Raw genomic sequence first — 11,838 nt, 5'->3', positions numbered from 1 at the left:
GGGCCCGGCGGCACCGTAGTACCACTGCGCCCGATCACATCCCCCGCGCATGCCCCCGCACCGCCGTGGGCGCGAACCCGAAGCGGTCGCGGAAGCGCACGGCGAAGCGCGACGGCGAGTCGTAGCCCACCGCCGAGGCGATCTCCGACACCGGCCGCGACGTGGCCTGCAACAGCACCAGCGCCGAGGCCATCCGCACGTCGGCGATCAGCTCGCGCAAGCTGGCGCCCTCGGCCGCGAGCCTGCGCCGCAGCGTCGCCTCGGACATCGCGAGCGCCCTCGCGATCGCGGCCGCGCTCCAGTCGTCCTCCGGGCGCGCCGACAGCATGGCCCGGATCCGGCCGGAGATCCGCGCGTCCTCCATCGGCGCGCGCAGCACCAGGCCCTGCGCCAGCAGCCAGTGCGCCACCTCGAGCAACTGCTGGCGCACGACCGTGTCCGGCAGTGACGGGTCCGGGGCCAGGGCGCGACGGGCACGCTCGAAGGCATCGGCGAGTCCGGGCGGCACGCGCCGCAGCGCCTGCGCGCGCGGCATCGCCGCCTTCCCGGCGTGGAGGCGCTCCGCGGTGGCCAGGTAGTAGGGATCGTCCAGCACCACGCCGCCGAACATCAGCCAACGGGCCTCGTACCGCTCCCCGTCGGTGATGCGGTTGTGGAAGTCCACGGTCTGCCCGCCCGCCAGCAGCAGGGCCTGGCCGGGCATGGCGCGCACGGCGGCGCCGCGCTCCGGCTTGACGGTCTTGATGCCGCGGTCGACCAGGATCAGCGCCGGCCGCTCCACGCGGATGCGCACGATCTCCAGCCCCTCCCCCTGCATCACGTGCGCCGCCACGCCCAGCGCGGGCCGCGCATGCAGGGTCCGCGCGAGCTCGGCCCCCGCCGGCGTGCGCAGCACGCGGCGCTCGCCGCTCAAGATTGCGCCTGGGGACGGTGGACGGCGCACAGCTTGTTCCCGTCGGGGTCGCGGACGTAGGCCAGGTAGTACTGCCCCAATGAATCGACGCGCAGGCCGGGAGGCTCCTCGATCGAGACGCCACCGTTCGCCACGGCGGTGTCGTGGAAGGCATGGACCTGCTCCGGCGACGCGCAACGGAAGGCGATCGTGCCGCCGTTCGCCGCGGTCGCGGGCTCGTCGTTGATCGGCTCGGCGATGCCCAGCGTGCCGCCCGCATGGCGATAGAACAGGCGCATGTGCCCGGACTTCGCCTGATGCGGCGTGGCCTCGCCGACGCCCAGCACACGCAGGACCTGATCGTAGAAGCGTCGCGAACGCGCGAGGTCGTTGGAGCCGATGACGATGTGATTGAACATGGAGCCTCCAGGTGATTGGTGGCCCCAGTGTAGGAAGACCCATCGCCATCGCCGGGCTCCCGGCGCTCAACTTCGGTGCCGATCCGATCAGGCGACGGGCCCCTCCGTCACGCGCGCGGCGCGTCCGGCTCACTTCAGCGTGTAGCTCTCCGGTGCCGTGTCGTAGGCCCCGTTGCGCACCGGGTCCCAGTACGTGAAGCTGTAGCGCACGACGTCGCCCTTCTTCAGCCCGGTCACCGTGTAGGCATTGCCGCTGCCCTCCTTGAGCATCCGCACGTTCAGCTGGCCGCCGCCGTTGATCGTGTAGTGCACGTCGGTCCAGGTGCCGGTCGGCTCGGAGAACTTCACCGAGCTCGACGTTGGCTGCGAGATGCCGGCGGGCGTCGTCGGCGTCTGCGGATCCGTCGGCGTCGTCCCGGAGTCCCACACCACGTCGTCGATCGCGAACTGGAAGGCCGAGGTCGGCATCCGGTTGTTGTCGCTCGAGATCATGAAGATGTCGGCGATCGACTGCAGCGCCACCTTCGGCCCGATCAGCGTCGACACCGGGATCGTCGCGGTCGCCCAGTCGCCGTTGCGCACCAGCCCGAAGCTCGTCGCGTTGGCGGGGAAGTTCACCCACGACTGGTTGGTGTAGGTGTCTCCGATGCCGATGTTGAAGGACACGTCGGCCGGGATCTTGATCCGGAACTTCACGTTGCCGTTGCGGAAGTTGGTCAGGTCGCGGATCTGGCGCGACTGGATGCCGCCGCCGAACCACTGGCCCGGCGTGTTGTAGCTCCATGCGATGACGTTGTTGCCCTCGTAGGGCTGGATGTTGCCGGCCCCGGTCGAGGCGGTGTTCCACAGGTAGATGTCGCACGAGGTGCCCGCCACCAGCTTGTTGTTCACCACCGTGTTGTCGGTGAACACGCCGAACTTGCCGACCTCGGGCACGACCTGGCTGCCCAGCTTCACCTCGCCCTTGCCGTCGAGCTCATACACACGGATGTAGTCGACGTACATCGTCGCGGGCAGCGGCGCCGACACCTGCGAGGGCGTCGCGGCGTCAGTGAAGTTGCCGCCGACGGCCAGGTTCAGCAGCAGGTAGAACGGCGCCTGCAGGGCCGCCGAGTTCACCGGCAGCGGCGCGTCGTACAGGTCGTGCTCGCCGTCGGTGTCGACGACGGTGAAGCGCATCTGCGTGTCCGTCCAGTAGAAGCGGTACTTGACGAAGCGGTTCGCGAGCGAGACCTGCGGCTTGTACCAGTTCTTGGTCTGCCAGGCCGTGGAGGCGGCGCAGGACTCGTTGCCCGGCACGCAGGCCGCCTGCGACCAGGTGATCACGTTGGACCCGACGAAGTAGTCGGCCGAGGGCGCGCCGGCGGCGGCCCAGGCCGAGGCGCGATGGCCCTGCTCCACGATGTCGATCTCGCCCTTGCGCGGCCAGGCCTGCGGGCTGGTGCCCAGCATCCACGCGGCCGGCCACAGACCGGTCGTGACCTGCGGCGTGGCCATGCGGATCTCGATCATCCCGTACTGCACCTGCACCTTCCCGTAGGAATCGATCTTCCCCGAGGTGAACTGGTTGCTTCCGACGGTCTGCCGCAGCGCGCGGATCGCCAGCGCGCGGGTGCCGGGCTCGAAGGGCACGTCGGCGATCGAGAGGTTGCTGGGGCTGTAGTACTCCAGCTCGGCATTGCCGTAGCCGCACAGGTTGATCTGGCAGCCGTTGCCGTCGGAGGAGGTCCAGAGGCTGGTGTTCAACGCGGTCCCGTTGAACTCCTCGGACCACAGCAGGCGGCCGATGGTGGGGTTGGTCACGCTGGCCTGGGACTGCGCGGCGGCAGTGACCAGCAGACCCAGGGCGGTGGCGCGCAACAAGGCCCCCGCGTCGAGGCGGTTCTGAAATCCCATTCATGTCTCCAGAAGGTGTCGATGGTGTGCGGGAGGGCACCGATCGGCGCGATCCGGCCAGCGCTCTGCGGCGCTCGTCCAGGATCGCGACTTCTCCTGCGGCGCCGATCCTAGGCAATTTCCGCCAATCTTGAAAGCGCTTTCATTCGTGACGGGATTTTGTTTGCAACCGCTTGAAAGCGACGGGCCGCCCGGCCTCGCTATAGTCGCCCCATGCCCGCCACCCCCATCGCCCTGATGCTCGCCGCCGCCCCGAAGGCCGGCCGAGCGCTGCGCGCGTGCGGGCAGCGCCACGCGCTCGCCGCCGCACTTCCCTAGGCCCGGCGACCTCCCCCACCTTCTCCCCCATCGGTCGCCGGGCACTCCCCGGGCAACCCGCGCGCGTTCGACGCCGCGTTCTTGGAGGAGCCATGGCGCTCAATCTGAAAGCACGCCAGCTGAGCTGGCTGGATCACGTCCGTCTGTCCACCCTCGTCCGCACACCCCGAGCGGGCCTGCGGCTGCCGCCCCACACCGCCGATCTGGCCGAGGAAGTCCTCGACCTCGCCGAGCAGCTCGACCCGCGCCACATGCCGTCCCATGTCGTGACGATGGGCTCGCGGGTGCGGCTCGTCGCGTCCGACGGGCCGATGGAGGTCACGCTGAGCTATCCCCGCGACGCCCGACTCGACGAGGGCCGCATCAGCGTGTTCTCGCCCCTGGGCCTGAGCCTGCTTGGCGCGGAGCTCGGCGAGCGCGTCGAATGGACCGGGCCGGACGGCGACACGCACGCGGCCGAGGTCGCCGCGCTGTTGTTCCAGCCGGAAGCCGCCGGAGACTTCACGACCTGAGCCCCAGCGTCGGCGCCGGCGCGGCGCGCGGCGAGGCCCTCGTGCCTCGCGCGCCCGCGGCCGGCGCCTCGGCCCGCTATGCTCCGCCGTCGACGTCCGCCGCTTTCAGGAGACCCCGCCTTGCCTCTGCACATCGAGACCCCGCTCATTCCCTCGCGACCGCTGAGCCGCCTCACCGGAAAGGACGTCCGGCTCAAGCTGGAGGCCCTGCAGCCCTCGGGCTCCTTCAAGCTGCGCGGCATCGGCGCGACCTGCGAGGCGCTCGCCCGCCAGGGCAAGACGCGCTTCATCTCGTCCTCGGGCGGGAATGCCGGCATCGCCGTCGCCTATGCGGGCCGCCAGCTGGGCATCCCCGTGACCGTGGTGGTCCCGGAGACCACCACCGCCCGCGCCCGCGAGCTCATCGCGCTCGAAGGCGCGGACATCGTGGTGCACGGCGCCTCCTGGACCGAGGCGAACGCGCTGGCGGAGTCCATGGTGGACGCCACCTCCGCCGCCCTGCACCCCTTCGACAACCCCACGACCTGGGCCGGCCACGCGACCATGATCGACGAGGTCGCGCGCGCGGGCGTGGCCTTTGATTCGGTGCTGCTGTCGGTGGGGGGCGGCGGCCTGATGTCGGGCGTCGTGGAAGGCCTGCGACGCAACGGCCTCGGCCACATCCCCGTGGTCGCCATGGAGACCTTCGGCGCCGACTCGCTCGCGCAATCCGCCGCGAAGGGCGAGCGCATCATGCTCGACGCGATCACCAGCATCGCCACCTCGCTGGGCGCGAAGCAGGTCTGCGCGAACGCCTTCGAGCTGACGCGGACCCATGACATCCGCTCCCTCGTCGTGTCCGACCTGGAGGCCGTCGACGCCTGCCTCGCCTTCCTGCACGACCACCGCGTGCTGGTCGAGCCCGCCTGTGGCGCGACGCTGGCGGCGCTCTACCGTCAGGACCCGGTGCTGGCCCCGTTCCAGTCGCCGCTCGTGATCGTCTGCGGCGGCAGCACGGCGACGCTCCAGCAGCTCCAGGACTGGCGCGCGGCGCTGGTCGCGAAGACCGCCTGATGCGCGCGCAAGGCCTGACCCTCGCGCGGGGGCTGTCCATCGCCGCGGCGCTGCTGCTCGCCTCGGTCGCCGCCCACGCCGACCAGGCCTGCGATCTGAGCTACCGCATCACGCCCCGCTACGACACCACGCCGCGCCGACTCGACGTGACGATGAGCTTCCCCTCCGAGGGCCGCCACGAGAGCGCGGTGCGGATCCAGTCCGGCTGGGCGGGGATCAAGGATTACGGCGGCTCGCTGAACCTGGCGACGGAGCAGTCCGCGGGGGTGCGCGTGCTGCCCGGCGAGGACGGCAACCGCTGGAAGATCGAGCACGAGGCCGACGACCGCGTGACCCTGCGCTATCAGGTGCGTGCCGCGCTTCCTGACCCCGACGACGGCCAGGTCCAGCAGCAGGAGCAGCTCTACCGCACGCAGATCGGCGCCGACTGGTTCCAGTTCTTCGGGTATGGCGCGCTGCTCAGCGTGGACACCTGGGGTGACGAGCGGACCGCGCGGATGTGCCTGACGCTGGTGCAGCCCGACGGCAAGGTCGGCCCGCTGCTGGGCAGCCACTTCGATGGCGCGGTCGCGTCGCACGAGGACGTGAGTACGCGAGGCCCGCATTCGCAACTGCGGCACGCGTTCTACGCGGGCGGTCCGGGATGGCGGGTGATCGAGCGCCGGCTGGCCACCGGCCCCGTGGTCATCGCCAGCCGCGGCAAGCAGCCGACCGAGGACGCGCGCTTCGCGGAGCAGGTGGCCCGGCTGCTCGACGCGCATCGCCGCTTCTGGGGTGACGCCAGCGCGCCGCGCCAGACCGTGGCGCGCACGCCGAATCACAGCGCCGGCAACAACGGCGGCACGCTGGTCGCGCAGGCGGCCGTGCTCCACGTCAGCCAGGACCCGGCGACCAGCAGCGACAGCTTCGAGTTCCTCATCGGCCACGAGAACCTGCACCTGTGGATCCCGAATCGGCTGGGCGGCACGATCAACGGCAGCGCCGAGCAGGTTGCCCGTCACTACTGGCTGTCCGAAGGTTTCACCGACTACTACACGCATCGCCTGCTGCTGTCCGGTGGGCTCTGGTCGCTGGACCGTTACGCGGACCAGGTGACGCAGATGCTGCGCGGCTACTGGCGCTCGCCGGCGCGCAACGCGACGGCGGAGAACATCGCGGGTCGTTTCTTCAGCGACCGCAACGCCGGCCGCCAGATGTATGCGCGGGGCGAGCTGCTCGCCATGGACTGGGACCGCGAGCTGCGGCGCACGGACCCCGCGGGGCTGGACGGCTTGCTGCGAGGACTGCTGCTCGACACCGAGCGTGCGGCGAAGGCCCCGCCCGCGCATGAGCGCGTCATGCAGGCGCTGACGGCCACGCTGGGCGCCAGGCCGCGCGAGCAGGTGAAGGCCTATGTCGTCGAGGGTCGCAACGTCGAGCTGGACGAAGGCCTCGCGGGACCGTGCTTCCAGCTCGGCTGGTCGGACGTGCCGCGCTGGGTGCCGGGCTTCGACATGAACGCGCTTGCCAAGCGCGTGGCCACGGGCGTCGTGCCCGACGGCCCGGCCTACCGCGCGGGTCTGCGCGACGGCATGACCCTGCAGGGCTGGTCGATCTACGGCGACAACACCGACAAGGACATCACACTGCAGCTCAAGACCGCCGACGGCGCGAAGGAACTGCGCTATCGCCCCGTCGACGGCAGCACCGATCGCCTGCCGATGCTGACCGTGCGCGCCGGCGCGGCGGGGGACGCGAGCTGTCAGGCGTGGATGCGACGCTGAGCGCCGTGATGCGGGCCCGCTAGGGTAGGTCTGAGGAACCCGTTTGACTGATCCTCAGCCTTTCCCGAAGAGTGTCTTGCCATGGACTCACGATCGTCGCCAGAACAGTCTCCACCGGCCATCCAGGGGCGGTTTCGATCAGATGCAACAGTGACCAAGCCAGGCCAAAGCAGTCATCAGGACCAAAGAGTCTGCAAAGTGCCGTGGCCTCCGTGTCGGATACGGGCCTGCTGACTTGCTGCAGTAGCCGCTCGAACATCTCCAACGTCGGCACTTCCGCCACGTTAGAGGCTGAGAGCGGCCCCAGGTCGACCAACGCTTCAACCGCTGCTCGCATTCGCTCTTCCTTCTTAGACGCTCGCCCGAACGGCTTCGTCGTGATCGCGATAGTTTCTCAAAGCTGCTTGCCTGGCGCCAGCCCGACTGGCGCGAGGCATGAGCATTGCTGACGATTCGGGCCATGGACCAGCTCACGCTTGGCCTTGACCCGCTTCCCAAGAAGACGCGCAAGGAGGTCTTCCTGGACGAGTTGAACCAGGTGCTGCCCTGGGCGGCGTTGGTGACGTTGGTGGCGTTGAAGGTGCAGGGATGAGTGCGCCAGCGATGTGTTCAAGCACCATCGACGCGCTCGAAGGACGCACGCTGCAGCGTCAATCTGACCGCGAATCGCCGCCTTCCGCCGCATCGCAAGGCTCCGAACTCGGATCGTCGGCCCGCGAGCGGATCGGACGTGGTTCTGCAGAGATTCCCTAGGCGACAGCCCCCACGCCAAGCCTGCCACCGTGCCGGGAACCCCGAGGGCCTTGCCTCTATCGTCGGCCGATGTCCACGCTTGAACGCGCCATCGAGATCGCCGCCTCCGCCCATGCGGGTCAACTCGACAAGGGCGGAGAACCGTACATCCTCCATCCGCTGAAGGTGATGCTGCGTCTATCCGGCGGCGCTCAGCGCATGGCCGCGGTCCTGCATGACGTCGTCGAGGACGCGGGGGTCTCGCTCGAGGACCTGCGGGCCGAGGGGTTCCCGGATGCTGTCGTCAACGCCGTGGACGCGTTGACCAAACGGCCCGGTGAGACTCGCCTGCAAGCAGCGACACGCGCCAAGGCCGATCCGGTCGCGCGCGAGGTGAAGCTCGCGGACAACGCGGAGAACATGGATCTCTCCAGGCTTCCGAATCCGACCGAGCGCGACCTCGCCCGTCTGGACGAGTACCGAGCAGTACGGGCGCTTCTCCTGGATGGGATGGAGCCGGCTTGATCACCCGCGCCATGGCCGACGAGGCCATCGCCCGTTACCTGCGCGCCCTGGAACGCGCCATGGACCTCGACGGCTCCGCGCTACCTTGGAACAAGGACCGCCCGTCGCATCAGCTCGTCGTCGTCGATGCGCAGGAGCACGACTTCGGCTGGGTCTGTGCCTACAACTCGAAGGCATTCGCGGAGGACGGCGACTTCCTTCAGGCGCTTGCGGGGAATGCCCCCGTGATCGTTGATCGCGAGGATGGCCGGCTCTATGGCACAGGAACCGTGCATTCGATCGAACACTACCTGGCCGAGTTCCGCGCAGGGCTCCGGCATCCGGTCCGATGAGGTCGAGCGCCGATTCGCTCGCCAGTACCGCCGCACGCCGAGCGTTGAGCACGGGAGCGTTTCAACTTCCGTAGGGGCTGGCTGGCAGCGTAATCACACTGTCTACACGGGCCAGACTCCCCGCATTCACCAAACGCTCAAGTCGCTCTTCTACCGTTGCTGAGATCTTCTGCGTCGCTCGGCCAAACCCGAGCAACCCAATGGCGGATGAGATCGCGGCATCAAGGTCAAGAGAGTATGCAAGTCGAACGCTTTCCAGTAACGCCGCTTCGATCTCCTCTGGTGCGACAAGCTCAATCTTCTTGTCGGCTGCGTTGAATGAGGAGCGATCCCGCGCCGCGATGGGTTCATCGCCAACGCAATAGATGAACTCCTCCCTGAAATGGATCGCGCCGCGACGAGCGCTGTACTCAACCACTTCTCGTACGCGACCAGCGATGCGGGCTCCTGCCCGGCTCACTCCGAAAGCATCCATCAGCCGCTTGGTCAGATCGGAAAGATGGATGGGCGCTTCGATTGAAGCCACCTTGCTCACCATGTGGTCCAACGCATGGATGGGGGCAACATGAAGCTCCATACCATTCACGGGTTCCAGCACTGCCTTGATGTATGGCTGCGTGAAGTCCGTCGCTTGGTCCCGGGTCGAGTCCTCGCGTTCAATGACATGCGTAGGCTGGACTTCGGTCACGACAGGCACGGCTCCTGGGGTCCGAATCCGGCTTCTGGCGTCGTCGATGGCAGCTACCACGCGCCCGATCTCCTGCTGGCGATTCCGGAACCAGTCCGTACTCCATATGCGATGGAAGCTCCAGCCCAATCCTTCAAGAACAGCTTGTCGCAAGCGATCGCGGTCACGAGCAGAGCGCGAGCTGTGATACGCCGCACCATCGCATTCGATCGCCAACACGTAGCGACCAGGTAGTTCAGGATCCTTGACCGCCATGTCGATGAAATAGCCGGCAGTGCCCACCTGCGGCTCAATCTGATAGTTCAGATCACGAAGCGCTTCAATCACCTCGACCTCAAAGGGTGAATCCGGGCCCTTGCCGGTCTCGTAACTCACTTCAAGCTCGCCCGTCTCAGCAAACTTCAGGAAGTTCTTGAGAGCACGCACGCCATGCTTCGCCGACTTCTCCAGATCCATTTCCTCTGATCTGAAGTTGCAGAAGATCCGCATGCTCAACTTCGCTCGAGTGATCAGGACGTTCAGACGTCGATGACCACCCTCCCTGTTCAAAGGGCCAAACTCTCGAGCGACCTTCCCCGTCTCGTTGCGACCATAGCCCACGCTGATGAAGATGGCATCGCGCTCGTCACCCTGAACGTTCTCAAGGTTCTTCACGAAGAACGGCTCGCTCGGATGACGGCTAAAGAATGCCTCCGCCTGCGGTGTCTGGCGGCGCAGTAGTTCGACCTCCACCAGAATCAAGTCGCGCTGAGCCACGCTGAACGCGGCGACGCCCAGGGACATCTGGGGGCGTTCGACCGCATGCTTCATCACGGCCTTCGCCACGGCCCTTGCCTCGCCCTTGTTCGTCCGCGTGCGTCCCCGGTCGTAGAGGGCATCCGGCAAGTACTCCAGACTGACGCCAGTCGCCAGCGGATCGTTCCCTGCCGAAGGGAAGATCACCAGCTTCTGGTCATAGAACTCGGCATTCGATACAGCGATCAGGGACTCGTGTCGACTGCGGTAGTGCCATCGCAGATAGCGCTCTGTGCATCCGGCGGCTTTGAACATGCTCAGGATGCTCTCTATGTCGCCGGTGCTGTTGTCCTCGTCATCGATCTCGACGTCACGTCCGAAGAAGTCGGTCGGCGGCATTTGGCGCGTGTCGCCCACTACTACGACTTACCGTCCGCGCAAGATCGCGCCAAAGGCATCGACCGCTTTGACCTGCGAGGCCTCGTCGAAGATAACCACATCGAACTCGACAACTCCTGGCGGCAAGAAGTTGGCGATCGACATCGGGCTCATCATGAACACCGGCTTGATCTGCTGGATCGCACGACCTGCCTTGAGAATCAGCTGCCGTATTGGTAGATGTCGCTTCTTCTTGTTGAACTCGTTCCGGAGAACACTCATCTCGCCCGGTTGGTTGAGATTGGGCTTCGAGGCCCAGACCTTTGCGGCAAGCTGCGTCTGCGCATGCCGAAGCGAAGCCAAGTCCAACTCACGGAATCGGGCGATCCGATGCTCGTGCTGGACTCGGTCAAAGTGCTGCAGCGTCGGGTTGTCGGAGTAGAGGCGCTGCAGGAGGCCTGACGTCCAACTCATCTCGAGCGCGGCACTGAGCTGTGAGGGCTGATCGCAGGATGTGGCCATTGGCAAGAACTGACCCATCTGCTCCTCGCGTAGCTGCTCTGCCAGCGCGTTGAACCGTCCCATATGCCGCAAGTTTCCGAGGCCCGATTGCCAACGATCCAGCTGTCCAGTCAGCTGATCAAGAGGTGTCGCCTGCAAGTCCTGTCCGCTCTGCTCTGCGATTCCCAGCACCTCGGCCACACGCGACAGACTTGCTTTGGATTCGATCATCAGGCTCTCGATCGCCTCGGCCATGTCACCCAAGCCGCTGGCGTCGGCATGTCCGGATAGGAAATCGACAATTCCCGCTGGAATGGTCCCCTTCCCCAAGTCATCATGCAGGTTGACCACCCAGGTCATGAGTCGATCCAGTACTGCCCAGTCCGACCCTCGACCCTGCCATTGCGCGCCAAAGAGAGCCTGACCGAGAGTCTCGTGCTGGACAAACACCTTCTCGTGCTGCCTGTAGGCCATCACGGCATCCACAAGCTGCAGCATCTCGGTGGATGATTTGGGCAGTTGCGATCGAGCCAAAGACTGCAAGCGTCCTTTCGCCTGCTTGAACTCTCCCGAAAGGAATCGCCACCATTTGCCGCCATGACTCAGCAGCACCTGACGCACTGGCAGCAGGTCCTGCTCCCAGGCCACGTCGATCAGCTGGGAATCGAACTGCTTTCGCTGAGCCGCCATGCCCTGACCCGCGTCGATCAGCGCGCGCAGCAAATCTCGCCTCAGCTGCCAATCCTGCGTCGATAGCTGAACACCTTGGAGTCGAGGAGCCTGAGCAGCCCGGCGGGCCGCCCTGCACACGACATCAATGTCGTGCACCGTCACTGGCTGACTCAGCATCAGGCGCGCGGACAGCTCACCGGAGCGCTCTTGCAAGCGAACAACATGCGCCAGAGATTGCTGCAACGACGTCGCCGCAGCGTTCTCGTCTACGGGCGTAAAGAAAGTCTTCACCGATCCCCAGAACGGGCTCCGGTCGGGGCGCCCCATCTCAAGAAGATGGACCTCCAGCTCCCGCATGCGCTCCTTGCGTCGTTGGAAGACTCCGTCGCTCCAACCGGCCATCGGCTCGAAGTCCAGCGGAT

Annotated in this window: 11 protein-coding genes; 6 read left to right on the top strand and 5 right to left on the bottom strand. The window is 66.7% G+C overall.

Annotated features, from left to right (window positions below; translation table 11 throughout):
* Positions 1–34 precede the first annotated feature (34 nt).
* The 3 genes from MCHT01_RS21140 to MCHT01_RS21130 all read right to left on the bottom strand — a co-directional run bounded on the left by MCHT01_RS21140 (position 35) and on the right by MCHT01_RS21130 (position 3,207).
* Positions 35–913, bottom strand: coding sequence for a helix-turn-helix transcriptional regulator (locus tag MCHT01_RS21140; RefSeq protein WP_067068388.1), 879 nt, complete (start codon positions 911–913; stop codon positions 35–37).
* Positions 910–1,311: a VOC family protein gene (locus MCHT01_RS21135; RefSeq protein ID WP_067068386.1), complete on the bottom strand. Its 402-nt coding sequence runs from the start codon at positions 1,309–1,311 to the stop codon at positions 910–912. The genes MCHT01_RS21140 and MCHT01_RS21135 overlap by 4 nt, the downstream gene beginning before the upstream one ends.
* A gap of 129 nt (positions 1,312–1,440) precedes the next feature.
* Positions 1,441–3,207 carry a glycoside hydrolase family 16 protein gene (locus tag MCHT01_RS21130; RefSeq protein ID WP_067068384.1) on the bottom strand — a complete coding sequence of 589 codons (1,767 nt, stop codon included), beginning with the start codon at positions 3,205–3,207 and terminating at the stop codon, positions 1,441–1,443.
* Between the two features lie 410 nt (positions 3,208–3,617).
* On the opposite strand from MCHT01_RS21130, the gene MCHT01_RS21125 reads away from it, so the two are divergent.
* The 6 genes from MCHT01_RS21125 (at position 3,618) to MCHT01_RS21105 (ending at position 8,442) form a co-directional block, all read left to right on the top strand.
* On the top strand, positions 3,618–4,037 hold the full coding sequence (locus MCHT01_RS21125) for a GreA/GreB family elongation factor (protein ID WP_067068383.1): 420 nt from the start codon (positions 3,618–3,620) through the stop codon (positions 4,035–4,037).
* 120 nt (positions 4,038–4,157) lie between these two features.
* Positions 4,158–5,090, top strand: a complete 933-nt coding sequence (locus MCHT01_RS21120) for a pyridoxal-phosphate dependent enzyme (RefSeq protein WP_067068380.1) — start codon at positions 4,158–4,160, stop codon at positions 5,088–5,090.
* Complete coding sequence (locus tag MCHT01_RS21115; protein ID WP_067068379.1) at positions 5,090–6,853, top strand: M61 family metallopeptidase; 1,764 nt, start codon at positions 5,090–5,092, stop codon at positions 6,851–6,853. The genes MCHT01_RS21120 and MCHT01_RS21115 overlap by 1 nt, the downstream gene beginning before the upstream one ends.
* 460 nt (positions 6,854–7,313) lie before the next feature.
* Positions 7,314–7,445, top strand: coding sequence for a hypothetical protein (locus MCHT01_RS27765; RefSeq protein WP_259375176.1), 132 nt, complete (start codon positions 7,314–7,316; stop codon positions 7,443–7,445).
* 230 nt (positions 7,446–7,675) lie between these two features.
* Positions 7,676–8,110, top strand: coding sequence for an HD domain-containing protein (locus MCHT01_RS21110; RefSeq protein WP_067068376.1), 435 nt, complete (start codon positions 7,676–7,678; stop codon positions 8,108–8,110).
* Entirely contained in the window at positions 8,107–8,442 is a 336-nt protein-coding gene (locus MCHT01_RS21105) for a YrhB domain-containing protein (RefSeq protein WP_067068374.1), read from the top strand. The genes MCHT01_RS21110 and MCHT01_RS21105 overlap by 4 nt, the downstream gene beginning before the upstream one ends.
* A 61-nt stretch (positions 8,443–8,503) precedes the next feature.
* Here the strand turns inward: MCHT01_RS21105 and MCHT01_RS27175 are convergent, their stop codons facing one another.
* Positions 8,504–10,264 (bottom strand): DUF3320 domain-containing protein, encoded by a 1,761-nt coding sequence (locus MCHT01_RS27175; RefSeq protein WP_067068371.1) that lies wholly within the window; start codon positions 10,262–10,264, stop codon positions 8,504–8,506.
* A gap of 27 nt (positions 10,265–10,291) precedes the next feature.
* Positions 10,292–11,838: hypothetical protein (locus tag MCHT01_RS27170; protein WP_218017926.1), on the bottom strand; the 1,547-nt coding region annotated here is incomplete at its 5' end.

Origin of the sequence: Mitsuaria chitosanitabida ATCC BAA-476 = NBRC 102408 (assembly GCF_001598255.1) — a bacterium.
Lineage (GTDB): Bacteria > Pseudomonadota > Gammaproteobacteria > Burkholderiales > Burkholderiaceae_C > Roseateles > Roseateles chitosanitabidus.
This window is presented reverse-complemented; position numbering and strand designations above follow the sequence as displayed.